At 64.2% G+C, this 23,652-nt stretch carries 20 protein-coding genes and 1 riboswitch; of the genes, 13 read left to right on the top strand and 7 right to left on the bottom strand.

Features of this window, described 5'->3' with window-relative positions; genetic code table 11:
* A partial coding sequence (locus VN378_RS16620) for a TolC family protein (protein WP_325744669.1) occupies positions 1-590 on the top strand: 590 nt, incomplete at its 5' end.
* A gap of 372 nt (positions 591-962) precedes the next feature.
* On the opposite strand, the gene VN378_RS16615 is transcribed toward VN378_RS16620, so the two are convergent.
* Positions 963-1,649 (bottom strand): polysaccharide biosynthesis/export family protein, encoded by a 687-nt coding sequence (locus VN378_RS16615; RefSeq protein WP_325744668.1) that lies wholly within the window; start codon positions 1,647-1,649, stop codon positions 963-965.
* 224 nt (positions 1,650-1,873) lie between these two features.
* Positions 1,874-1,996: riboswitch (SAM riboswitch) on the top strand.
* A gap of 104 nt (positions 1,997-2,100) precedes the next feature.
* On the opposite strand from VN378_RS16615, the gene metX reads away from it, so the two are divergent.
* The 6 genes from metX to acs all read left to right on the top strand — a co-directional run bounded on the left by metX (position 2,101) and on the right by acs (position 11,823).
* Positions 2,101-3,090, top strand: a complete 990-nt coding sequence (metX, locus tag VN378_RS16610) for a homoserine O-succinyltransferase MetX (RefSeq protein ID WP_325744667.1) — start codon at positions 2,101-2,103, stop codon at positions 3,088-3,090.
* Positions 3,087-4,277: a cystathionine gamma-synthase gene (gene metB / locus VN378_RS16605; RefSeq protein ID WP_325744666.1), complete on the top strand. Its 1,191-nt coding sequence runs from the start codon at positions 3,087-3,089 to the stop codon at positions 4,275-4,277. Before metX ends, metB begins: the two co-directional genes overlap by 4 nt.
* A 10-nt stretch (positions 4,278-4,287) precedes the next feature.
* On the top strand, positions 4,288-5,514 hold the full coding sequence (locus VN378_RS16600; protein WP_325744665.1) for a homoserine dehydrogenase: 1,227 nt from the start codon (positions 4,288-4,290) through the stop codon (positions 5,512-5,514).
* A 108-nt stretch (positions 5,515-5,622) separates the two neighbouring features.
* Positions 5,623-7,311 carry an MFS transporter gene (locus VN378_RS16595; protein WP_325744664.1) on the top strand — a complete coding sequence of 563 codons (1,689 nt, stop codon included), beginning with the start codon at positions 5,623-5,625 and terminating at the stop codon, positions 7,309-7,311.
* A 172-nt stretch (positions 7,312-7,483) separates the two neighbouring features.
* Positions 7,484-9,154, top strand: a complete 1,671-nt coding sequence (locus VN378_RS16590) for a glycosyl hydrolase family 28-related protein (RefSeq protein ID WP_325744663.1) — start codon at positions 7,484-7,486, stop codon at positions 9,152-9,154.
* Between the two features lie 785 nt (positions 9,155-9,939).
* On the top strand, positions 9,940-11,823 hold the full coding sequence (gene acs, locus VN378_RS16585) for an acetate--CoA ligase (protein ID WP_414642272.1): 1,884 nt from the start codon (positions 9,940-9,942) through the stop codon (positions 11,821-11,823).
* 46 nt (positions 11,824-11,869) lie between these two features.
* Here the strand turns inward: acs and VN378_RS16580 are convergent, their stop codons facing one another.
* The 6 genes from VN378_RS16580 to VN378_RS16555 form a co-directional block, all read right to left on the bottom strand.
* Positions 11,870-13,168, bottom strand: coding sequence for a sugar transferase (locus VN378_RS16580; protein WP_325744661.1), 1,299 nt, complete (start codon positions 13,166-13,168; stop codon positions 11,870-11,872).
* A gap of 126 nt (positions 13,169-13,294) precedes the next feature.
* On the bottom strand, positions 13,295-14,164 hold the full coding sequence (gene rfbA / locus VN378_RS16575; protein ID WP_325744660.1) for a glucose-1-phosphate thymidylyltransferase RfbA: 870 nt from the start codon (positions 14,162-14,164) through the stop codon (positions 13,295-13,297).
* Positions 14,161-15,063, bottom strand: a complete 903-nt coding sequence (gene rfbD, locus VN378_RS16570) for a dTDP-4-dehydrorhamnose reductase (RefSeq protein WP_325744659.1) — start codon at positions 15,061-15,063, stop codon at positions 14,161-14,163. The genes rfbA and rfbD overlap by 4 nt, the downstream gene beginning before the upstream one ends.
* Complete coding sequence (gene rfbB / locus VN378_RS16565) at positions 15,056-16,114, bottom strand: dTDP-glucose 4,6-dehydratase (RefSeq protein ID WP_325744658.1); 1,059 nt, start codon at positions 16,112-16,114, stop codon at positions 15,056-15,058. The genes rfbD and rfbB overlap by 8 nt, the downstream gene beginning before the upstream one ends.
* Positions 16,115-16,123: 9 nt before the next feature.
* A complete protein-coding gene (gene rfbC / locus VN378_RS16560) occupies positions 16,124-16,699 on the bottom strand; it encodes a dTDP-4-dehydrorhamnose 3,5-epimerase (RefSeq protein ID WP_325744672.1) in 576 nt (191 codons plus the stop codon).
* Between the two features lie 139 nt (positions 16,700-16,838).
* A complete protein-coding gene (locus VN378_RS16555; protein WP_325744657.1) occupies positions 16,839-17,510 on the bottom strand; it encodes an FkbM family methyltransferase in 672 nt (223 codons plus the stop codon).
* A gap of 198 nt (positions 17,511-17,708) precedes the next feature.
* On the opposite strand from VN378_RS16555, the gene VN378_RS16550 reads away from it, so the two are divergent.
* The 6 genes from VN378_RS16550 (at position 17,709) to VN378_RS16525 (ending at position 23,649) form a co-directional block, all read left to right on the top strand.
* Complete coding sequence (locus tag VN378_RS16550) at positions 17,709-18,401, top strand: class I SAM-dependent methyltransferase (protein WP_325744656.1); 693 nt, start codon at positions 17,709-17,711, stop codon at positions 18,399-18,401.
* A 114-nt stretch (positions 18,402-18,515) separates the two neighbouring features.
* Entirely contained in the window at positions 18,516-19,487 is a 972-nt protein-coding gene (galE, locus tag VN378_RS16545; RefSeq protein WP_325744655.1) for a UDP-glucose 4-epimerase GalE, read from the top strand.
* Between the two features lie 287 nt (positions 19,488-19,774).
* Positions 19,775-20,554 (top strand): hypothetical protein, encoded by a 780-nt coding sequence (locus VN378_RS16540; RefSeq protein ID WP_325744654.1) that lies wholly within the window; start codon positions 19,775-19,777, stop codon positions 20,552-20,554.
* Entirely contained in the window at positions 20,551-21,567 is a 1,017-nt protein-coding gene (locus tag VN378_RS16535) for a glycosyltransferase family 10 domain-containing protein (protein WP_325744653.1), read from the top strand. The genes VN378_RS16540 and VN378_RS16535 overlap by 4 nt, the downstream gene beginning before the upstream one ends.
* Positions 21,560-22,525, top strand: a complete 966-nt coding sequence (locus VN378_RS16530) for a glycosyltransferase family 2 protein (RefSeq protein ID WP_325744652.1) — start codon at positions 21,560-21,562, stop codon at positions 22,523-22,525. The genes VN378_RS16535 and VN378_RS16530 overlap by 8 nt, the downstream gene beginning before the upstream one ends.
* Entirely contained in the window at positions 22,522-23,649 is a 1,128-nt protein-coding gene (locus VN378_RS16525; protein WP_325744651.1) for an EpsG family protein, read from the top strand. Before VN378_RS16530 ends, VN378_RS16525 begins: the two co-directional genes overlap by 4 nt.
* Positions 23,650-23,652: the final 3 nt, after the last annotated feature.

The raw sequence follows: 23,652 nt of genomic DNA, 5'->3' as shown, positions 1-23,652 counted from the left end.
GGCCCATCCCGATCGGCGACGGCGCCCAGCTGCTGGCGCGGCGACCCGACGTTCGCCGGGCCGAGCGCGATCTGGCGGCCGCCGCGGCGCGGGTGAACGTGGCCACGGCGGATCTCTATCCGCGGATCACCCTGGGCGGATCGGTGGGATCGACGGCGCTGGACGCGGGCGATCTGTCCAATGATTCAAGCTTCCGATTCAGCGTCGGGCCGCTGATCAGCTGGTCCTTCCCCAACATCTTCGCCGCCCGTGCGCGGATCGAACAGGCTTCGGCCGGCTCGGACGCCGCGCTCGCCACCTTCGACCAGGCGGTGCTCGTGGCGTTGCAGGAAACCGAGACGGCCCTGGCCAACTACGCCAATGAGCTGGACCGGCGCTCGGCCCTGCAGGCGGCGCGGGATCAGGCCGCCAACGCCGCCCGCCTGTCGCGCCTGCGTTTCGACGCCGGCGCCGACAGCTTCCTGACGGTGCTCGACGCCGAGCGGACCCTGGCCTCGGCGGACGCCCAGCTCGCGGCCTCGGACGCCCTCGTCACCACCTACCAGATCGCCCTGTTCAAGGCGCTGGCGGGAGGCTGGAGCGAGGTTTGACGGTTATGACCAGTCAGCAGTTCATGTCATGTTGAAGCGACGGATCCGGCCCGGCCGCCGGACGCGCGGGCCGGCGGGCTGCTAACCGTCACCTGGCCCCGAGGAACGCCGCTCATGCACGGGCAATTGCACGGATCAGGTCGATTTTCGAGGCACAGCGGGCCGCTCGAGAGGTGCTTTTCGGCCGGGCCGATCTCGTATCGGCCATCTCAAGGCGGCCGGGTCGCCGAACGTCGCGCGCCAGCCCGTCTGACCCCGGATGTCGATGATGGCGCCCGACGATGCTCCGGCGGCGCAGGGTCGTCGTGGTGTTAGAAGGGATGGCGTCCTCCGAGGAGGACGCCTCGTCCACCAGAATCCCGGTGGTCGTCCTCACAGATAGGCGAAGATGGCCATTCCCGGCAGAAGCTCAATGATGTCCCGGTACCTTGCGTTGAGGCGAGACGTATCAACGACAACGATATCGTCGCCGAGGACGACTGGATCCGGAGCCTGACCGCGGCGGATGGCGGCCAGATCGAACACCGCGATCATTGGCCGTCCCCCGACCGATCTGAAAACGGCGACCTTTTTCAGGTCGGCGACCCGGGTGCCGCCCTCCGCCATGGCGACTGCCTGCAACAGGGTCGTGCGCCCCCGCATCTCATAGACGCCGGGTTTCACCACCGCGCCATCAACAGTGATTTTTTGGCTGGCCGCTTCGGAAACCGAGACGGACACCTGGGGATTTCGAAGATATCTCTCCCCCAGCCTTCTCTCAAGATCCGCGGATAGCTCGGCCGGTGTCAGTCCGGCTGCCTGGACCGACCCCAGCAACGGCAGCTGCAGCTTCCCGGAAGCATCGACAAAAATCTCCGCAAACGAGAGTTCTTCGACCTGGAATACAGTCAAGGCAAGCTTGTCGGAAGGACCGATGCGATAAGCGCTTGCCTCCGCCCCCGATGAAGCGGCCATGAACTGCTGCGGATCGATGGTTCCAGCCGAACTAAAACTGGCCGGACCCTGCGTCCCGCATCCGGCCAGACCTGCAGCAGCAAGGAACAAGAGGAAAAGTCGCATGGGTAAAACTATGATCCTGGGATGCTGCTCACCTCACCCCATTCCTGGACGGGTTAGCGAGCCGTGCCTAGGTAGGCTGGAGCACCCTCTGTTGTCCAGAGTGGAGCGGAAACGGTCGCGCCATGCCAATATGGAATTCAACTCGAATGAAATCTTGGGAGGCGCGTTCTTCGCACCCGCAACAAGGGGATTGACGCCTGATGAAGTGTCCGCCAACGTAAGGGCGCTCATCAAGACCGGCTGAGGGATAGGCCCTTTGACGCCGGGGCAACCTACCAGGATCCACCCGATCCTGGAGATGGTGCCAACTCCTGCGAGGCCTCTTCGGAAGCCGCGAGAGATGAGTGAAGCGACGGCGCCCTCACGTCCGGGAGCCGGCTGACTTCACGGGTCTGTCACGCAAGGAATTGGTTCGCCCCATCGGTTTCGCTGAGCGAGACCGGAGCGGACCGTGGCGTCCACCACTGCAACCATCGAAGACGCGCCGGGGCGGGATGTCCATGCCCCCATCCCGGGCGACTTCCGTCTGGAGTCGGGCGAGGCGCTGACGGCCACGCAAGTCGTGGGGCGGGTTCACGGGGCCCCCGACGGCCCGCTGGTCGTGGTCGCCGGCGGGATATCCAGCGGCCGGTTCCCGACGCGCTGGTGGCCATGGGCGGTCAGGACGGGCGGACCGATCGATCCGGATCGCGTCCGCGTTCTGGCCTTCGACCTCCTGCCCGGCCGGGACGAGCCGGGCGTCACCATCACCACCGCCGATCAGGCGCGGCTGCTCGGCCTGCTGCTGGATGCGCTGGACGAGCCGCGTATCGACGCCTTCATCGGCGCCTCGTACGGAGGCTGTGTCGGCCTGGCCTTCGCCGCCGCCTTCCCTGAGCGCCTCGGCGAGCTGGCCGTGATCTCGGCCGCCCACCGCGCCCATCCGGCGGCGACCGCCTGGCGGGGGGTGCAGCGCCGCCTTCTGGCCTTCGCCCGCGACTGCGGCCGCGAGGCGGAGGGGATCGCCCTGGCCCGCCAGCTGGCCATGACCACCTATCGGACCGCCGACGAATTCGCCCTGCGCTTCAGTCCGACGCCGCCGGCCGAGGCCGGCGCGGCCTATCCGGTCTGCGACTATCTGATCGCCCGCGGCGCCGGTTACGCCGACGCGACCAGCGCCGGGCGCTGGATCAGCCTGTCGGACTCCCTTGATCGCCACCGCGTCGATCCCGCGGCCGTGCGCTGCCCCCTGACCGTCGTCGGCTTCACCTCGGATGCGCTGGTGCCGATCGCGGACAGCCGCGAACTGGCCGCCCGCGCCCCGAACCTGCGCCGCCTGATCGAGGCCCCCTCGATCTTCGGCCACGACGCCTTCCTGAAGGAGCGCGAGCTGATCGGCCGCGCCCTGCACGACGTCCTCTCCTCCCTCACCGCCTCCCAGCCCAGCGAGATCGCCGCATGACCGCCCCTGCTCAAGCCCGCCCCTGTACGACCGCCGCGCGTCACGGCGTGAACAGCGACCCGGCGCACGGCGCGGTGATGCCGCCCATCTATCTGTCGTCGAACTACAGCTTCGACGGCCTCGACGGAAAACGCCGCTACGACTACACGCGCTCGGGCAATCCGACCCGCGACGTGCTGGGCGAGACCCTGGCGAAACTGGAAGGCGGCTGTGGCGCGGTGATCACCGCCACCGGCATGGCGGCGGTCGATCTGGCGCTGTTCTCGCTGGAGCCCGGCGACCTGCTGATCGCCCCTCACGACCTGTACGGCGGCACCCACCGGCTGCTCTGCGCCCGCGCCAGGCGCGGCCATTTCGACGTGCAGTTCGTCGATCAGAACGACCGCGCGGCGCTGGACGCCGCCCTCGCCCTGAAGCCGAAACTGATCCTGATCGAGACCCCGTCCAATCCGCTGATGAGGGTGGTGGACGTGGCCGATATCTGCGCGCGCGCCCATGCCGTCGGCTGCAAGGCGGCGGTGGACAACACCTTCCTGTCGCCCGCCCTGCAGCAGCCCATCGCCCTCGGCGCCGATCTGGTGATCCATTCGACGACCAAATACATCAACGGCCATTCAGACGTGGTCGGCGGCTGCGTGGTGGCGAAGGATCCGGCCGATCTGGAGCGGCTGACCTGGTGGGCCAACTGTCTGGGCGTCACGGGCTCGCCCTTTGACGCGTACCTGACCCTGCGCGGCGTGCGCACCCTGTTCGCCCGCGTCGAGCGGCAGCAGGCCACCGCCGGCCGCGTCGCCGATTGGCTGGATGCGCAGCCGGCGGTCAAGGCCGTCCACTATCCCGGCCTGAAGACCCATCCGGGCCACGCCGTCGCGGCGCGGCAACAGGCGGGTTTCGGCGCCATGCTGAGCTTCGAACTGCACGATATCCAGGCCGTCCGCACCTTCGTCGACGGGCTGGAAGTCTTCACTCTCGCCGAGTCCCTCGGCGGCGTCGAAAGCCTGATCGCCCACCCGGCCCTGATGACCCATGCGGCCATGACGCCGGAGGCGCGGGAGACCGCCGGCATCACCGACGGCCTGCTGCGTTTGTCCATCGGACTGGAGCATCCCGAGGACCTGCTGGCCGACCTGTCCGCCGCCCTCGCCCTCGTTCCCGCCACGGCCCCGTTCGCCGCCGAAGCCGCCTGAGGGATCTGACATGACCGCCCTTCCCCTCGCCCGAATCCCGGCCGCCGACGACGTCTCCGCCCCCGTCGCCGACGAGCCGGTGGCCCTGCTGCAGCTCGACCTCGCCGACCCCGTCGAAGCGGCCTCCGCCGTGTACCGTCAGGTCCGGCGCGGCCGCCGGGTGGTCGCCGTCGCCTGCGGCAGGGCGGACGCCTCGGCCATTCTGGCCGAAGCGCTGGACGCGATCGGCGTGACCGCCGTCAGGGCGGCGCCCGGCGACGCCCTGCTGCACGAGGGCGTCACCATCGTCCCCGGCCCCGGGATCGCCGTCGTACGTCCGCGCCCGGCTCGCTCCCGGCGCCTCCGCGTTGCGCTGGCCGGCTGCGGCGTCGTCGGCGGCGGCGTGCTGCCGCGCCTGCTGGCCGATCCTCGCTTTGAGGTCGTCGGCGTCCTGGTCCGCGATCCCGGCAAGGCGCGCGACGTGGCCATACCGCAGGGTCTGGCGTTGTCGGACCCCGCCGCCCTGCTGGCGCGCGAGCCCGATGTGGTGGTCGAGGCCATCTCGGACGCCTCGACCGGCCTGGCCCTGATCCGCGCGGCCCTGTCGCGGGGCGTGGACGTGGTCAGCGCCAACAAGCAGGCGATCGGGGGCGATCTGCCCGGCCTGACGGCGCTGGCCGGAAGCGCCGGCGCGCGCCTGCTGTATTCCGCCAGCGTCGGCGGCGGGGCGCCCCTGATCGAGACCGTGCGCCGTGCGGCCTTGCAGGGCGACATCGTCCGCATCGAGGCGGTGCTGAACGGCACCTGCAACTTCATCCTCAACCGGCTGGCCGAGGGCGGCGCCTTCGACGACGCCCTGACGGCCGCCCGCGACGCCGGCTTCGCGGAGGAAGACCCGACCGCCGACCTGACGGGGCTGGACGCCGCCGCCAAACTGGCCATCCTCGCCCATGAGGGGCTGGGTCGCTCACTGCGGATCGAGGCTGTCGCGCGCCAGACCCTGTCCGCCGACGCCGTCCTGCCCGTCGGCCGCGTGCGCCAGATGGCGCGGCTGGACGTGGCTTCGGGTCAGACAGGCGTGGCCTTCGAGACCGTGGACGGCGACGCCCTGTTCGCGGCCCTGCCCGACGAGGCCAACGCCCTGCGGGTCACCTTGGCCGACGGCCGCATCTTCACCGCGACCGGTCGCGGCGCCGGCCGTCGGCCCACCGCCGAAAGCGTCCAGGCCGATATGGAGGATCTGATCGAGACGCGCTGACAGATCAGTCCGGTCATCCCCGCCTTCGCGGGGACGCACGGGAATGGCGGGCTCTCGACACCGCCGGTTTCGCCGTTCAGGTTCCTCCCGCACCCTTGGGGAGGACGCATGACCGAGGCCGCCGAACACACCGTCGACCGCAGCGACCGACTGGTCATACTGGCCTCGTCGGTCGGGACCGTGATCGAGTGGTACGACTTCTATCTGTACGGCTCTCTGGCGGCGATCATCACGGCCCAGTTCTTTTCGGGGGTGAACGAGACCACCGGCTTCATCTTCGCCCTGATGGCCTTCGCCGCCGGGTTCGCGGTGCGGCCGTTCGGGGCCATCTTCTTCGGCCGGCTGGGCGATCTGTGGGGACGCAAGAACACCTTTCTTGTGACCATGCTGCTGATGGGTCTGTCGACCTTTGTCGTCGGCTTGCTGCCGTCCTACGCCGCCATCGGCGTGGCGGCCCCGGCGATCCTGATCGTCATGCGGCTGGTGCAGGGTCTGGCCCTGGGCGGAGAATACGGCGGGGCGGCCACCTATGTCGCCGAACATGCGCCGCCCGGAAAGCGCGGCTTCTACACCTCCTTCATCCAGATCACCGCCACCGCGGGCCTGATGCTGAGCCTGCTGGTCATCCTGGGCGTGCGCACCGCCGTCGGCGAGGAGGCGTTCAAGGACTGGGGCTGGCGGATTCCCTTCCTCGTCTCGATCCTGCTGCTGGGCGTGTCGCTGTGGATCCGGCTGAAGCTGGCCGAGAGCCCGGCCTTCGCCCGCATGAAGGCCGAGGGGCGAGGATCGCGCACGCCGCTGAAGGACAGTTTCGCGAAGTGGCCGAACCTGAAACTGGTGCTGCTGGCGCTGGTCGGGCTGACGGCGGGTCAGGCGGTGGTCTGGTACACCGGCCAGTTCTACGCCCTGTTCTTCCTTGAGAAGACGCTGAAGGTCGATGGGCCGCTGGCCAACATCCTGATCGCCACGGCCCTGCTTCTGGCCACGCCCTTCTTCGTCTTCTGGGGCTGGTTGTCGGACAAGGTGGGGCGCAAGCCGATCATCCTGGCCGGCTGCCTGCTGGCCGCCCTGACCTATTTCCCGCTGTTCCACGCCCTGACCCAGGCCGCCAATCCGCAGCTGGCCGCCGCCACGGCGAGCGCGCCGGTCAGCGTCCATGCGGATCCCGCCGACTGCGCCCTGCAGTTCGATCCCGTGGGCAAGACGGTGTTCGACAGTTCCTGCGATCTCGCCAAGTCGTACCTGGCCAGGGCCGGCGTCACCTACGCCAACGTGGCCGCCCCGGCAGGGGCCGTGGCGGAGGTCCGGATCGGCGACGCCGTCGTGACCAGCTTCCACAGCGTCATCGCCGAGGATGTCCGGTTCGCCTCAATCCCCGGCGACGCCATCAGCCGCGACGAGTTCACAGCCCGCAAGACAGCGTTCGAGGCCGGCCTCGGCGCCGCCCTCGCGACCGCCGGCTATCCGGCCAGGGCGGACAGCGCCCTGGTCGACAAGCCCGTCGTCGTCGCCATCCTGTTCCTGCTCGTCCTCTATGTGACCATGGTCTACGGGCCGATCGCGGCGGCGCTGGTGGAGATGTTCCCGACCAACATCCGCTACACCTCCATGTCCCTGCCCTATCACATCGGCAACGGCTGGTTCGGCGGCTTCCTGCCGACCACGGCCTTCGCCATGGTCGCGGCCACGGGCAATATCTACTACGGCCTGTGGTATCCGGTCGTGGTGGCGCTGGTCACTGTTGTGGTCGGCTTCCTGTTCGTCCGGGACCGGAAGGATGTGGATTTGCATGCGTAGGGAAGTGACGGTGAACCACTTTCGACGGTCGGACCTGAATCAGGAAAAAGACCGTTGAGGGGCCTCCCGCCGCGACCGCCAAATCTGCTATTCCGATCTAACGTCTGCGCATCTTCGGCGGACAGCCCCCCCCTTTCAGGTGAGCCTCCATCAACACGCAGGAACAACCAGGATGGCTGACAGCAAGGTTGACGATGTGACCCGCCGGTCCCTGGTGGCCGTCAGCGGGCTTGCGCTCGTTGCGCCTCTGGCTAGCACCCGGGCCCAGGCGCAGACGGCGGCCGACCGGACCTTGGCCCAGAATGCACGCGATAGCGCCCGCGCCGCGCTTGCCGAGATCGAGGACATCGCATCGAATGCTCCCGCAGCCCCATCCATCGCCCACAAGCTGAACGTTGACGGTGGAAACATCGGCGGAAACGCCGCGGAACTCCGCACCGCTATCGGCGCGGACCTCGCCGCCAATGTGAATTTCACGGCTGCCGGACCGGACGCGGTCACCCGGTCACTCCAGGAAAAGACGCGTGAAACCGTCTCGGTCAAGGACTTCGGCGCGCTCGGCGACGGGGTTGCCGATGACACCTCCGCCATCCAGGCCGCGATCGATTATGGCCTCTCCTCGGGGGCCGCAATTTATGCACCCTCCGGGAACTACAAGATCAGCGACACCCTGAGGTTCACCGACGACGTCATTTTCCACGGCGACGGACCTGCGCGCACCCGGTTTTACGTCGTCTCCGCAGCAGTCGTCCCTGCGATGCTGATAGCTTGCGGCGACAACGCCAGCATCATCGGAATGACGCTCGGCGACTTCAGCATCACGTGCAACGGCGGTGCGGCGATCTGCGACGGCGTCAAAATCACGACGACAGGGACCAATTCGGCAATCAGCGTTTCCGACTTCCATAATTTCCGCATCCTCAACTGCAGGCGCGGAATGTGGTTGGAGGGCGTGATCTATATGAACAAGTTTCGAAACATCACGATCAGCGGCAGCGTGAAAGATTACGGATGGTTTATCACGGGTTCCCGGGAGATCATCTACAACCGTTTCACAAACCTTGAGGTAACCGGCGTCGGGAACCGGGCATGGGCCTATCATTCCAATGCCGCCGCCTCCCAGTGGGAAACGGTCACCGCTGACGGCTGCTGCTATTTCGCTGGTGCATACACCACAATCAACGGCCTTTCCGTTGAGGGCATATCCGCGGCGACCCCTGCCTCCAGAAGCTGTGTCGAAATCAACCAGATCAAGGAAATCAGCAACGTCGCCCTCATCAACGTACCCAACTCGAAATGCAGCACCGGCATTCTGGCAAACGACAATGTGAGCATATTCGGTGTTCGCTTCCCGGATCGGGGCGCCGGCAACCAGCCCCACCGTCCGTTGGCTTTCGACGGCGGCGCCACGGGCATCGTGACCGCGGTCCAGATGGTGAATTGCGTCAGCAAGCTTTCCCGGGCTGACTTGGCTGGGGTGCTGGCCGTTGGCTGCGAAAGCGTTACCGATTTCAGCTTCTCGACTACGGGCGGCCCGTGGACCCCGCGGTTCAGGGGATGGACAAGAGCCCCTTCGGTCATCTCTGCGCAGTATGTTCGCACGGGCCAGCAGGTGACCATTTCAGCATCTTTCAGGGGCGGCGTGGCGAACAACGGCGCCGCCATAACCGGGCTTCCCGTCGCCGCCAACAGCATGGTGAGCTTTGCGGCTTTCGGGGCGTCAAACGACACGTCCAAAAGGATCTCCGGTTCAATCGCCCCTGGCGGCACGGCCATCGTGAACATGCCCGCCAATACCCTGACGGGCGATGATTGGCAGATATCGGCCACCTATTTTGTTTGATGACTCACAGGCTGCCGGTGGTCGCGACCTTCCGGACGAAGTTGCTCGAACGAACACAATCCCGCAGTCTTCGGAGCGGCCGTTCGAGAAGTATCACCGCAGCCCACGCGACGAACAGAGTGACGGGCAGACAAGTGACGACCTCACCGTCACGGCAAGAGCACCTTCGACAAAGATATGCCCGATACAATTCCACGATGGGCCAGTGGAACGGGTACAGTGGATAGCTCAACTCGCCCCAAGCCTGCATCCCCCAGCCTTGTCCCGACACCAAGCGACAAGCGACGGTATCGAGAGCGCGATCAATGCGAGGTAGGAGTAGTTGTTACTTCAGGCGGAACACCGATATGTTTTGCGATAAACCGAGCGGGCCGGATCACCATGGTGGCTGCCAGCACGACCATCCAAAACCTCGACATTGGCCCCGACACGGGTCCGTCCCGGCGCCGATAGGCAAGGAAGGTAGCCGGAGATGATGAAGAACGCCTGCACGGGGACCGAGCCGCCGGTGATCCGGTAGCCGAAGACAGCCCGTGTGAGCGAAGAGAATGGAGATCGCCAGGAGCAGGCGCAATATTCCCATGTCAGATCGTCGCCTGACGAAATCCAAACGTAATGCCCACGGCACCGCGGGCTGACAACACGCTGGTTCCGGGATCCCAGGATTTGGCGTCTTTCATTTTCGCCCACCGCCGTCAAATGCTGTCGACCTGCCAGATGAGGAGCTTCCAGTGGCTGAACGCGATCTTTTCCCTGTTTCCTCCGAATGGTCGCAACGCGCGCGCATGAACCGCGCCGCCTATGACGCCGCCCGCGCGACCGCCCGGGAAACGCCCGACGCGTTCTGGGGGGAGCAGGCCCGTCGCCTCGACTGGACGATCCCGCCGACCCGGATCAAGGACGTGTCGTTCGACAAGGCCGATTTCCGCATTCGCTGGTTCGAGGACGGCGTCCTGAACGTCGCCTGGAACTGCCTCGACCGCCATCTGGCGGAACGGGGCGACCAGACCGCGATCCTCTGGGAAGGCGACGAACCGACCCAGTCGGGCGGCCTGACCTATCGCGAATTGCACGCCGAAGTCTGCCGCATGGCCAATGTGCTGAAGGGCCTCGGCGTCGCAAAGGGCGACCGCGTCACCCTGTACCTGCCGATGATCCCGGCGGCGGCGGTGGCCATGCTGGCCTGCGCCCGCATCGGCGCGGTGCATTCGGTGGTGTTCGGCGGCTTCTCGCCCGACAGCCTGGCCGGCCGGATCGAGGACTGCGGGTCCAGGGTCGTCATCACCGCCGACGAAGGCCTGCGCGGCGGCAAGCGGGTGCCGCTGAAGGCCAATGTCGACGCCGCTTGCGAGAAGGTGGCGGTCGATCACGTCCTGATCGTCTCCCACACCAACGCCGTCATTCCGATCGTCGAGGGCCGCGACGTTCGCTACGGCGAGGCCAAACGCGGCGTCAGCGACGACTGCCCGTGTGAGCCGATGAATGCGGAGGACCCGCTGTTCATCCTCTACACCTCGGGTTCTACGGGCAAACCCAAGGGCGTGCTGCACACCACCGGCGGCTATCTGTTCTGGGCGGCGTGGACGCATGAGCTGGTGTTCGACTACCGCCCCGGCGAGGTCTTCTGGTGCACCGCCGATGTGGGCTGGGTCACCGGCCACAGCTATTGCGTCTACGGCCCGCTGGCCAACGGCGCGACGACCCTGATGTTCGAGGGCGTGCCCAACTATCCGGATCACGGCCGTTTCTGGCAGGTGGTGGACAAGCACCAGGTCGAGATCTTCTACACCGCCCCGACCGCGCTCCGGGCCCTGATGCGCGAGGGGGACGATCCGGTGAAGGCGACCAGCCGCAAGTCGCTGCGCCTGCTGGGCAGCGTCGGCGAGCCGATCAACCCGGAGGCCTGGCGCTGGTATCACGAGGTCGTTGGCGAGGGACGCTGCCCGATCGTCGACACCTGGTGGCAGACCGAGACGGGCGGCATTCTGGTTTCGCCCCTGCCCGGCGCGACCGATCTGAAGCCTGGCTCGGCGACGAAACCCTTGCCCGGGGTCGAGCTCGAACTCGTGGATGCGGAGGGCCGGGTGCTCGAAGGCGTGACCTCGGGCAATCTGTGCATCACCGATAGTTGGCCGGGCCAGATGCGCACGGTCTGGGGCGACCACCAGCGGTTCTTCGATACCTATTTCAGCGCCTACCCCGGCAAGTATTTCACCGGCGACGGCTGCCGGCGCGACGAGGACGGCTATTACTGGATCACCGGCCGGGTCGACGACGTCATCAACGTCTCGGGCCATCGGATGGGCACCGCCGAGGTCGAGTCAGCCCTCGTCCTCCACGATGACGTGGCCGAGGCCGCGGTGGTCGGCTTCCCCCACGACATCAAGGGCCAGGGCATCTACGCCTATGTCACGCTGAACGCCGGCGTCGAGCCGACGGAGGACCTGAAGAAGGCGCTGGTCGCGCATGTGAGGAAGGAGATCGGGCCGATCGCCGCCCCGGACGTGATCCACTGGGCTCCGGGCCTGCCCAAGACGCGGTCGGGAAAGATCATGCGGCGGATCCTGAGGAAGATCGCCGAGGGGGACGTGGGGAGCCTGGGGGATACGTCGACGCTGGCGGACCCGGGCGGATTGGCTGAATTGATCAGGGCACGGAGCGACGGCTGAACCGGCTGCGCGACGGGTGACACCCCCGCTCGCCGAGGGCCTTCAGTCAGCGCACGCCGCCGCCGGTCAGCAGTGTCCAGACCGTCCGTATCAGAATCTGCATGTCGAGCGAGAAGGACAGGTTCTTGATGTAGAACAAGTCGTACCCGACCTTGGTCCGCGTTTCGGCGAGATCCGAGGCGTATCCGCCCCTCACCTGGGCCCAGCCCGTGATTCCGGGCCGGACCAAATGCCGATAGACATAGGTCGGCAGATCACGGGAATATTTCTCGCTGAGCAGCGTCCATTCCGGACGTGGGCCGATGATGCTCATGTCGCCTTTCAGCACGTTCAGAAGCTGGGGTAGTTCATCGATGCGGAACCGACGGAGGAACCCGCCGACAGGTGTGATGCGCAGATCGCCCTTCACCGTCGTGGTGCCGTGAGCCACGTCCGAAAGCTTCATCGTCCGCAGCTTGTAGATATTGAACACCTTGCCGCCCAACCCCGCCCGGGGCTGCACGAACAGGACGGGCCGCCCCATGGAAACCAGGACCAGCAAGGCGCCGAGCCCCAGGATGGGCAGCGCGATCGGCAGAAGGCCGACCGCGATTGCGATATCTATCAGACGCTTGCGGGTCCGGTATGAGGTCAGCCCCGTCGCCGGCAGATGATCCAGGTCGAAATGATCGATGGAGACGAGACCCTGCTCTTCCTCGACATATTCGGCCACATGGCGCACCGGCTTCCCCGCGATCATGGCCCGGGACAAAACCCGGGCCCATTCGGGGGACAGGTCAATGACGCTGGTCGTCAACAGGATGTCATAGTCCCGCAGGTCAGCACCGGGGTCCCGGATGCGATCATAGCCCACGCGGACATGGCTGGCAGGCGCGTCGTCCGGCCCGACCAAGGCGATCCGGACCTTGGTGGACCTGTGCTTCACATACATCACCGCCATGCCCAGGACCGCGGAGACGGGCACTGCGGTCATCATGATCTGGTTCGAATAGAGCCCCCGCGTGATCAGGATCAGGAACGCCAGAGCGCCGTGCACGACGAGCATGAGGGTCAATACCGCCGCAACCTTGCGGTCGAGCCGTCCGGTCAGCAACAGGGCGCCCAGCATGATCAGGGCGTTCGCGCCGCAGTTCAGCCAGACATGCGCGAGCAGAGGACCTTGCAGATATTTCGGGAAAGCGAGCCCGAACGTCAGCAAGCCATAGGCCAAGGGCATCAACGCGAAACTGACAACCAGCGCCCCCATCGCCAGAAATATTGTCACACTCCTCCGACGGGGGGATGCCCCGGGGTGCGTCCGTCCCCGAGTTTCAGCCAAGGCTAGTCGGTCCGCAGCTTGTTGCACAAAGCTATTCCTGAATGAGGTCGATCCTTTGATCGCATTGTGAGACGCAGATCGCAGGCATGTTTTGCTGGCTTGAGCTGAGGTGCGCTTCTTTCATCTTTTCCTCAGCCCCGAAGAAAACGGTGTTTAGCCGCCGAGTACTGTGGACCGAAGGTACTGTCCATAGGAACTCTTGCCGAGAGCATCCGCCAACCGGGCGAGTTGGGCGGCGTCGATAAATCCGTTCACGAATGCGACTTCCTCGGGACATGCGATCCTGAAGCCTTGCCGCTTCTCAAGCGTGCGGACGAACTCGGCCGCCTCCAGAAGGGTGTCAGGCGTGCCCGTATCCAACCAGGCAAAACCCCGTCCCAGAATCTCCACTGAAAGCTTTTCACGCTCCAGGTAGACGCGATTGACGTCGGTGATCTCAAGCTCTCCGCGAGAAGACGGCTTGAGTTCACGCGCGATATCGATCACCTCGGCGTCATAGAAGTAGAGACCGGTTACCGCCCAGTTGGACTTGGGAAGAACCGGCTTCTCCTCAATGGAGATGGCGCGCATCTCCTCGTCAAATTCTACAACGCCGTAACGCTCTGGATCGGCGACCTGGTAGGCGAAAACCGACGCTCCTTCACGACGCGTCGCCGCCTTGGCTAGCAGACCCGTAATACCGTGCCCGTAAAAGATATTGTCGCCGAGTATCAACGCCGACTGGTTGTTTCCGACAAAATCGGCGCCGAGAACAAAGGCCTGCGCCAGCCCATCCGGACTGGGCTGGACAACATACTGGATTTCAATGCCCCATTGGGAACCGTCACCCAGCAGTTCCTGGAAGCTGGGAGTGTCGCGCGGTGTAGAAATTACCAATACTTCCCGGATGCCAGCCAGCATCAGAGTCGTCAGTGGATAATAGATCATCGGCTTGTCGTACACGGGCATCAATTGCTTTGATGTAACCAGCGTCATGGGATGCAAACGGGTGCCTGATCCCCCGGCGAGAATAATGCCCTTCATGCAACAGTCCTTCCAGCACAATACTCGGCGACAATATCAGCGACGGCCAACCGCCAATCGCGCGGCGTTATCCCATAGTCACGTGTCAACTTTTCCGTAGAGAGACGCGAATTGGCCGGACGTCGGGCCGGCGTCGAATAGTCGACCGTAGCAATCCCATCAACCTGGGCGGATACGCCTCCGTGCGCGGTGCTATTGGCGAAGATTTCGCGCGCCAGACCTGCCCATGTGGTCTCACCGGTGTTCACAAAATGGTAGGTCCCGGCGGGGGCGTCGTCCTCAGCGATCATGCGGAGCGTGACAGCCTTCAGGACGGAAGCGATGTCCCGAGCCGAAGTCGGACATCCGTGCTGATCATCGACCACAGACAAGACGGGCCGGTCGGCGGCCAGACGCAACATGGTCTTGAGAAAATTCGCTCCATGCGCGCTCAAGACCCAAGCGGTTCGAAGCACAACCGAGCGTGGGTTGCCGGCGCGCACGGCCAGTTCTCCTGCGAGTTTGGAGGCGCCATAGACATTCAAGGGCCCCAGTTCGTCGTCCTCGACATAGGGTTTGTTCGCCGAGCCGTCGAACACGTAGTCCGTCGAAAGTTGGATCAGGGGCGCGCCCGTTTCCCGCGTGAGCTCCGCAAGGATCGCGGGGCCAAGCGCGTTGGCGGCGAATGCGGCGGCGACTTCCGTCTCTGCCCTATCGACCGCCGTGTACGCACCGCAGTTGATCACCGCCGCAAACGATCTTGTCTCAAATGCCGCCCTTACCGACGCGACATCGCCAAGGTCCAGCTCGGCACGGGCCGGAGCGTGGAGAACCGTATCCGCCGGCCAGTCGAGGCGCGCCAGTTCCTGCCCGAGCTGGCCGGCGCCGCCGGTGATCAGAATGTGGATGGCATCACCCATGCGCCACGCCCAGGCGCTGTGTAGCATAGCGCGCGTCGAGAATATCTTGCCACCAGGTCCGGTTTTCCAAGTACCAGGCTACGGTGCGCGCGACGCCTTCTTCAAACGTAACCGAAGGGCTCCACCCCAGATCGGCGCGGATCTTCGAGGCGTCGATGGCGTAGCGGTGATCATGGCCGGGGCGATCAGTCACGAAAACGATCTGATTTGCATACGGCTTGCCGTCCGCTCGAGGTTGCAGACGATCCAGGATCGAACAGACCGTCTTCACCACTTCGATATTTTTGCGCTCGGCGTTGCCGCCGACGTTGTAGGTCTGGCCCGGTTCCCCCCGTTCGAACACGGCCTGGAGAGCACGGGCGTGATCATCGACAAACAGCCAGTCGCGCACGTTGGAACCGTCGCCATAGACCGGCAACTGCTCGCCGTTCAGGGCCCGCACAATGATCAGAGGTATCAACTTTTCCGGGAAGTGATAGGGACCGTAGTTGTTCGAGCAGTTGGTCACCAGCACGGGCAGCCCATAGGTGTGGAGCCAGGCGCGCGCCAGATGGTCGGATCCCGCCTTCGAGGCTGAATACGGCGAGCGCGGATCGTACGGGCTGGTTTCGGTGAAGAAGCCGTCGTCGCCAAGCGACCCGAACACTTCATCTGTCGAAATGTGATGAAAGCGGAAGGCCGCCCTGTCGGCATCCGACAGGGTGCGCCAGTAGCCCAACGTCTGGTTCAGCATCACGAAGGTGCCAACCAGATTCGTCTGCACAAAGTCGGCCGGGCCGTCGATCGAGCGGTCAACGTGACTCTCGGCGGCCAGATGAGCAACCACCTCAGGTCGGAAGCCGGCCAACACCTCGGCGACAGCCTCGGCGTCGCAGATATCAGCCTGGACGAAATTGTAGCGGCTGCTGGACGCTACAACTTCCAGGGAACTCAAAAGCCCCGCATAGGTCAGCTTGTCGAACACCAACACCTCATGGTCGGTGTGTGAAATCAGCTGCCGCGTCAGGGCCGAGCCGATGAAGCCGGCCCCGCCGGTGATCAAGATGCGCATGGCAGGTTCTTAACCCCAAGTCTGGGGAAGCGGCGCCCCATCGTATTCAAAAGGACTGTCAAACTCGGCGAGGGTCGGGAGCACCGCGTCCTTGCTCGAGAGCACGGGCCCGCGGGCCGGGACAGGCCAGTCAATGGCAAGCGCCGAATCGTTCCAGATGATCCCGCCTTCACAGGCCGGCGCATACACATCCGAGACCTTGTAGGCTACTTCCACGTCCGGCTCGAGGGTGACGAAGGCGTGGCCGAAGCCGATGGGCACATACAACTGCTCGCCTCCGTCAGCTGTGAGCCGGGCAGACAGGCGCCGCCCGTACGTCGGCGAGCCCCGTCTCAGGTCAACCGCATAATCCATGATCGATCCGCGCACGCATCTTACAAGCTTGGCCTGGGCATGCGGCGGACGCTGGAAATGAATGCCTCTGATCGTTCCCTCGATCGCGGAGTACGAGTGGTTGTCCTGCACGAAGGCGTGGTGCACCCCCGCACGCGAAAGCGCGGCTTCCGAATAGGTCTCCATGAACCAGCCTCGCTCATCCTCGAAGCGTCGCGGTCTTAGTAGAAGCGGTCCCGACTGTGAGGACATCATACGCACCCATGATCAGCCCACCGCGGGCCGACTTTACTGGCATTGATTACCCGGGCAGCCCGTGATCGCATAGACTTGGACCGTGCGGCGTTCGCTTCCAGGCGCAACGCCCTCGAACCCGCAGGATTGCTTTGAATCAGTCCTTAAGAGACCAACTCTCCCAGACAAAGCGATAGCACCAACGTTCACTGTGCGTTTTTTCAAGCTCAATTCGGATCGCGTCCCGATCATGCTCAAAATCGCCGACGGTATGAAATTGGATTTGCAGATGCTTGATCCTTGGGAACAGACCGCCAGCTATGAGCGCAGGCATGACATCGTATTCGCCGCCCTCTATGTTGACTTTTAGCAAGTCTATATGGTCGATACCGAGAGCATCGAGCGTCTGATTTACAGCGCGCATTTCACAAACCTGATGCCGGCTTGCTTTCCCAAGATCCACAAAGCTTGAGGCTGGACCATCATCACTAAGAGCAAACGCGCCATTCTCCGCTCCCAGCCCGAAGCAGTGGATGTGGACCTTGTCGTTGCCCGCGAACCTCGCCTGAGCCTCGGCCGCAAATTTGGGCATCGGCTCAAATGCGTGGACTACTGACCCATAACGGCTGTTGATGGCCCAGGCAAAGTCGCCGCGATACCCCCCCAGATCGACAACAACGCTTTCAGGGCCGAGCGGATAATCCAGGCGCCTCGCCTCGCCATTCTCCCGAAAGAAGCGGCGGGCTTCCAACAACGGGCCGTCCCTCAACACCTCGCGGCGATAGAGGTTCTTCAATCCGCGGATCACTCGGGAAGGCGACAGGTCCATCGGTCCTCATGCGCTTGGGACCAGGTTTTAGTGAAGCGAACCCCGGCCCAAGGATTCGCGACCCGGCAGGGCTGCACTACAACGCACTTGCCGGGGCCAGTGTGGCCCCCTTGAAGACCGAAGACAACCACTGGCCTTGCCGCCCGGGACTGATCCGTTTAGCGCTGCGGCCGGAGTTCGGCTACAGGAGAGGGGGGCATGGCCCACGTGATCAACACAGTCAGAGAGATCGCACGTCACGCCCTTTACCGGATCGGGTTGCGCCGTCCTGGAGGGCACCTGCAACTCGCCGCCAGGGAGGACCGGTTCGCCGACATTTACGATCGTGGTCTGTGGAAGGCGGGGGAAGGCGAGCAGCCTCTTTCCGGACCCGGATCGTCGCTGGCCGTTACGGAGTCCATTCGCAGCAAACTCCCCGACTTGCTGAAGGCCCTGAACGCCGGGACGCTGCTGGATATCGGCTGCGGCGACCTGACATGGATCAAGACGCTTGAGCTGGACCACTATATCGGCGTCGACATTGTGCCATCGGTGATCGAGGCCAACCGCAATCTCCTTCCCACCCACGAGTTTCGTTGTCTCGACGCGGTCGTCGATGACCTTCCGGATGCCGATACGGTGCTGTGTCGGGAAATCCTGTTCCACCTCAGCTTTGCCGATATCAAGGCATTGATCGCCAACCTGAACCGAAAAGAACGCCGGTGGCTGATCGCCACGACCGATGTCGCGACGGGCTTCAATGCCGACATCGCGACGGGCGACTTCCGGCTATTGAACCTGCGTCGTGCGCCGTTCCGGTTCCCGGAACCAGTCATGAGCATTGAGGACGATGGCCTTATGCCGGGGCGCAGGCTGTCGGTCTGGTCGATTCAAGCGTTGAGCGTCGCGTAGTCTCACTCCCAAGGTGACGACGTCACGGCAGTTCGGCGGCCAATTTTATCGCGACGCGCGTTCCACAAACTTTGAGCGCGGCGAAATTTCTACGTACTTACAAGGGTTTGTACTATGTCCGGAGATGTTATCCTGGTCACTGGCGGTGCCGGGTACGTCGGCTCTCACACCTGCCTTCGACTGGCTGAGGCGGGATATCGACCCGTCGTCTATGATAGCTTGGCCCGGGGCTGGGCCGACTTCGTCCAGTGGGGACCGCTGGAGGTCGGCGACATCCGCGACCGGGCCCGGCTTGAGACGGTCTTCGCGCAGCATCGCCCGGCCGCGGTCGTGCATTTCGCCGCTCTGATCGAGGTCGGGGAATCCACCAAGGACCCCGCGGGCTTCTATGACAATAACGTAGGCGGCAGCCTGGCGCTGCTCGACGTCGCCCGGCGAGCCGGCTGCGGGGGGGTCGTCTTCTCCTCGACCTGTGCGGTCTACGGCACGCCGCAATCGCTGCCCCTCGTCGAATCCCATCCCTGTAACCCCCTGAGTCCCTATGGGCGCAGCAAGTTGATGGTGGAGGAGGCGCTCGCCGATCTCGATCGCTGGAACGGCTTTCCCTCCGTCAGACTGCGGTATTTCAACGCGGCCGGCGCTGACCCGGAGGGTCGGATCGGCGAGAAGCACGAGCCCGAAACGCACGCCATCCCGAACGCTATTTTCGCGGCGCTTGGGAGGCAGCTGTTCACCCTCTTCGGAACGGACTACGACACACGGGACGGGACCGCAGTGCGCGATTTCGTTCACGTCCTCGATCTCGCCGACGCCCATGTCGCGGCGGTGGGCCGGCTGCTCGGCGGGGGCGGGTCCGACACCTTCAATCTCGGCACGGGCCGGGGCACCACGGTCCGGGAATTGATCGACGCTGTCCGCACCGTCTCGGGCAGGCCGTTCGATGTCGTCGAAGCCCCTCGCCGGGACGGCGACGCTCCAACGCTGGTGGCCGACAATCGAAAAGCGTCCACGCTTCTGGACTGGCGTCCGGCCTATGGTCTCGAAGCGATCGTCGACACGGCCTGGCGCTGGCATACGCGCGCCTGAAGGGAGACCTCGCCCGCCGGTCGGACAGCTGCGAACGGCGAGGAATGACCCTCGACGAGGCCCGGCCATTCCTTTGCCGGCGTGACTTCTACCTGCATCGGCCCACTGGCTGGACAATGCGGCGATAGTCGTCGATGGACAGCAGAAATCCTCCCGCCTCTCCCGAGTTTGACCGGATCCCGGCCCACCGCCCATGACCAACCTCGTAGCGAAGACCCGATGATCCGCATGACAAGGGAAATGAGGGCCGGCGGCCTGGCCGCTTCGACCGGCGTCGAAATAGCCACGTGCACGGCGAAAGCCCGCGCCTGATGAAGGTCATAGTCCGTACCCATGGCGGCTTGGGGAACCAGCTCTTCCAACTGCTCTATTCGCGCCTGTACGCCCGCTCGCGGGGAGCGACCCTGCACGAAGCCCACGACCTTCGTTACAAACACGCCTTCGCGCGCAGCAACGAACTGGCGCGCGCCGCACCGCCGAGCTGGCCGGCACAACTGATATCTTCGCTGCGCCTGCCAAAGATCGCGACCCGGCTGACGCTCCGTCGCGAGATGGTGGCGCTGTTCGGTACGACCTATCTCGATGGCTATTTCCAACGCGTGGCCGACTACGCCGAATTTGACGACCAAGCGTTGCAGCACGAACTGCTTCGGTTACGTGAGGAACTGGGCGTCGCGCCTTCCCCGTCTGGCGAAACCGGGATGCATCTCCGTCTCGGAGACTTCTTCGCCTCCGAGGAAGCTGTCCTCGCCCACCTGGATGCAAGGCTGAAGGGCCTCAGCGCCGGCGTGGGCATAGTGACAAATGAGGAACATCGTCTGTTGTCTCCCGCTGTAGCGACGGTCTTGGCGGACGCGGGCGCGTACATCGTTCCGACCGGCGACATGACGCCTGAGCAGGTGCTACGGACCTTGGCGAGTTTCGGGCGTGTGGAGGGGAACGACAGCACCCTGCTCTTCTGGGCATCGGTTTTCTCGGGGATGGAGTGCGAGTTTCGCAGCCCGGAACTTCGCGCTTTGCGCTCGCGCTTTCTGGTCGCGCTTGCACTTCGAAAAGAGTCCCGATGACCCCCGGCCTGCCCGCTGTAAACATCCTGCATTGTCACGGCGCCGCACTGTTCCCGCAGCATTTCGATCCTGCGCGCGATGGCTACGTCGTCATCGAGAACGGCGATTCGGACCGGGAATGGGATCTGGTGGTTGTGTTCGAAACGCTCCGGTCGCAAGCGACCTACAAGGTGCGTGAGGGCGGGCTGGTGTTCATATCCGGCGAGCCCCCCGAAGTTGGCAACCACTCGCCGGCCTTCCTGCGCCAATTTGACACGATCTTCTCCGCCGGAGCGCCGGCAGACGTGGTGCCTGCTGTGTTTCACCAGCAGCATTTCAACAACTGGCATTTCGGGTACAGCGCCAGCCGAACCGCCTACCGGTATGACCACCGCGCAGTGGCGGACCTGGCCCCGCCGGCCAAGTCGCTGATGCTGTCGACGGTGACCTCGAACCTGAACTATCTGCCGATGCACATCAAACGGCGCGCCCTCGTCGATCGGTTGGCCGGTGATTATGCAGACCGGATCGACTTCTTCGGCCGCCCCCACAACTTTGTGGAGTACAAGGAGGATGCCATCCTCCCGTACCGCTTTCAGCTTTGCATCGAGAACTGCTCAGTGCCCGATCTCTGGACCGAGAAGATCGCGGATGCGCTCCTTGGGTATGCGATCCCCATCTATGCGGGGTGCCCGAACATCGAGCGCTATTTTCCCGGTGCGACGATCGCGATCGACATCGACGACTATGCCAGCGTCCGGCGGACCATCGACGCCATCCTGGCGGACGGCGAGGCGCTGTATCAACGCCGGTTTGACGCGTTGGTGACGGCCCGGCAGAGGCTGATCCGGGATTTCGACATCTCCACCCTGATCGGGGAGCAGTTGGGCCTCGTGCACGCGCGGGAGATGCATCCTGCTCCCCTCGTACCAGAGGCAGACCTGCCTTTCGCGCGCTTGCGCGATCTGGCGGCGCGAGCCCAACGGAAAGTTACGACGTTCGCCTGGCGCAGAAAGGTTGCCTGGCGTGGCTGACCTCCATAACCCGAAATTCTCGTTGATCGTCCCCGTCTACGGAGTCGAGGCCTATATCGCCGACTGCCTCGACAGCATTATCGGGGCCGAGGGTTTCGTGGAGTACTGCGAGCTTATCGTGATCGACGACGGGTCACCCGACGACAGCATGGCAATCGTCGATGAGCGCTGCGCCGGATTGACGAATGTGACGATCATTCGTCAGACCAACGCGGGACTCGGCGCGGCTCGTAACGTCGGACTGGACCGGGCGACCGGCGACTATGTCTGGTTCATAGACAGCGATGACGAAATCTGCGCCGATGCGATCTCTGTTCTGGCCCAATGCGTACAACGGCTGCGCCCGGACATCATCGCCTTCGAGTTCGCCACGATCGGCGACACCCTGGGCCGTCCGGACTATCTTGCTGTCTACGATCAGAATGTAGACCCGGTCAGGTTCATGACATCGGGCCGCCCGCCGAGTCCCGTCCAGTTCTATGCCTTCTCCCGCGATCTGATCGAACAGGAAAAGCTTCGCTTTGAGAGGGGTATCTATCACGAGGACGCTCTGTTCTCCGCGATCGCCATGGTAAGGGCAGTCTCTCTCGTTCGTCTGAGAGACACCTGTTATCGCTATCGCCTGCGTCCCGGTTCGATCATGTCGCTGGCCCGTCCCAAAAAGCATTTGGATGACATGCTGATCATCGCGGAAAAGCTCGGCGCGCACGCGGCGACGGACTCGATCACGCGTGCCGGCCGCGGCGCCCTGGCCCGCGAAATCGGCTTCGCCTTGGCCGCCGCCTGGTACTACGCGATCCGGACAGAGCCCGAGGATCGTCGCCGAATAGCACCACTTTCCCGGCTCGCGGCGTTGGGCAGGCCCTGGTGGCGGCACTTCCCCTTGCGCGCACTCGTCAATTACTCACGACTGCTCGGCATGGTGGCGTTGCGCGACGGCCAAGGGCCGCTGAGATGATACTCGCTTATTCCGTCTATTTTGGCCTGATGATCGCGCTTGTCGTGTTCTGGGCGCAACCCGCACGCCAAGCGGCTTTGGGTCGCGATCCCGGACTGGAGACCGGCACGGTCGCAGCTCTGTTGTCGGTTGCATTATTCACCGTTCTCATCGGCGGCCGCTACAACGTCGGCGGCGATTTCTTCGGCTATATTGACTATTATCGGTACGCCTCTCTTGGCGACCGCGCCGGCGATGTCCCCTTCGAGCCGGGGTTTCTGGCGCTAATCCACCTTCTCAAGCTGTTTCAACTGCCCGATCGATCGATCATCGTGGCGAGCAGCTTCCTGCAGATTTTGCTTTTCTCGCTGTGGCTTCGGAAGAAGCCGACCATATCGCCATTCGTGGTGTTCGCCTGCGTGGCGCTCCTGCTGCTGGATCTCAACAACATCGTGCGACAGGGGATAGCGTTCTTCGCTCTCCTCCTGGCTCTCGCCGCGCTGAACGAGAGGCGTTGGATCGTCTTCCTTGCTTGGGTGGTCTTCGGGGGCCTGTTCCACCGTAGCGCGCTGATGATGTTGCCAATCGGAGCGGTCCTTTACTGGTTGCGCGTCCCGCCGGTGTCCGCGCAGATCGTTGCGCTGGCTTTCTCATACGCGACCGTCGGCGTATTCTTCGAACAGGTGGTGGGCGCATTCACGTTCGCGGCCAACATACTGGGCTATTCGTCCTACACGGATATATCTCGCGCTGATCTTGCGTTCGAACAGAATTTCAACCCATCGCTGAATCTCGGCGTTTATCTTTGGGTCGCAGTGGACATCGCCATCATCCTATACTCGGGAGTGATGAGCCGAAGGTACGCGAACATGGGATATCGGTACTATCACAACTCTTTCCTCATCGCGGCTCTACTTCAACCCGTGGCCAACACTTGGGATTTCATTCCCTTCGCTCGTGCGTTGTTCTATTTTGTGGCGATGCGCGCGATCTGCGTCGGCTTCACCCTTCACTACTGCCTCGTCGAGTCGCGCAGGCCGCGCGATATTGCGGCGGCGGTCGGGATTTCCCTCGCGTTCGTGATGTGGCTCGCCGTTGCGGTTTGGCGGGGGGCTGCGTGGAGCTCCCCCTATCAGTTCTGGTGACCC

The sequence above is a fragment of the Brevundimonas sp. genome, assembly GCF_035561115.1.
Classification (GTDB): domain Bacteria; phylum Pseudomonadota; class Alphaproteobacteria; order Caulobacterales; family Caulobacteraceae; genus Brevundimonas.
The sequence above is the reverse complement of the archived record's forward strand: the minus strand, read 5'-3'. Positions and strand labels throughout refer to the sequence as shown.

Excerpts from the sequence above, each read along its gene's own strand:
- VN378_RS16550 (WP_325744656.1), top strand. The coding sequence starts at position 17,709 with ATGGCCCACGTGATCAACACAGTCAGAGAGATCGCACGTCACGCCCTT.
- VN378_RS16615 (WP_325744668.1), bottom strand. The coding sequence starts at position 1,649 with ATGCGACTTTTCCTCTTGTTCCTTGCTGCTGCAGGTCTGGCCGGATGC.
- VN378_RS16555 (WP_325744657.1), bottom strand. The coding sequence starts at position 17,510 with ATGGACCTGTCGCCTTCCCGAGTGATCCGCGGATTGAAGAACCTCTAT.
- VN378_RS16535 (WP_325744653.1), top strand. The coding sequence starts at position 20,551 with ATGACCCCCGGCCTGCCCGCTGTAAACATCCTGCATTGTCACGGCGCC.
- acs (WP_414642272.1), top strand. The coding sequence starts at position 9,940 with ATGAACCGCGCCGCCTATGACGCCGCCCGCGCGACCGCCCGGGAAACG.
- VN378_RS16595 (WP_325744664.1), top strand. The coding sequence starts at position 5,623 with ATGACCGAGGCCGCCGAACACACCGTCGACCGCAGCGACCGACTGGTC.
- VN378_RS16525 (WP_325744651.1), top strand. The coding sequence starts at position 22,522 with ATGATACTCGCTTATTCCGTCTATTTTGGCCTGATGATCGCGCTTGTC.
- VN378_RS16600 (WP_325744665.1), top strand. The coding sequence starts at position 4,288 with ATGACCGCCCTTCCCCTCGCCCGAATCCCGGCCGCCGACGACGTCTCC.
- rfbB (WP_325744658.1), bottom strand. The coding sequence starts at position 16,114 with ATGCGCATCTTGATCACCGGCGGGGCCGGCTTCATCGGCTCGGCCCTG.
- VN378_RS16590 (WP_325744663.1), top strand. The coding sequence starts at position 7,484 with ATGGCTGACAGCAAGGTTGACGATGTGACCCGCCGGTCCCTGGTGGCC.
- galE (WP_325744655.1), top strand. The coding sequence starts at position 18,516 with ATGTCCGGAGATGTTATCCTGGTCACTGGCGGTGCCGGGTACGTCGGC.
- rfbC (WP_325744672.1), bottom strand. The coding sequence starts at position 16,699 with ATGTCCTCACAGTCGGGACCGCTTCTACTAAGACCGCGACGCTTCGAG.
- rfbD (WP_325744659.1), bottom strand. The coding sequence starts at position 15,063 with ATGGGTGATGCCATCCACATTCTGATCACCGGCGGCGCCGGCCAGCTC.
- metB (WP_325744666.1), top strand. The coding sequence starts at position 3,087 with ATGACCGCCCCTGCTCAAGCCCGCCCCTGTACGACCGCCGCGCGTCAC.
- rfbA (WP_325744660.1), bottom strand. The coding sequence starts at position 14,164 with ATGAAGGGCATTATTCTCGCCGGGGGATCAGGCACCCGTTTGCATCCC.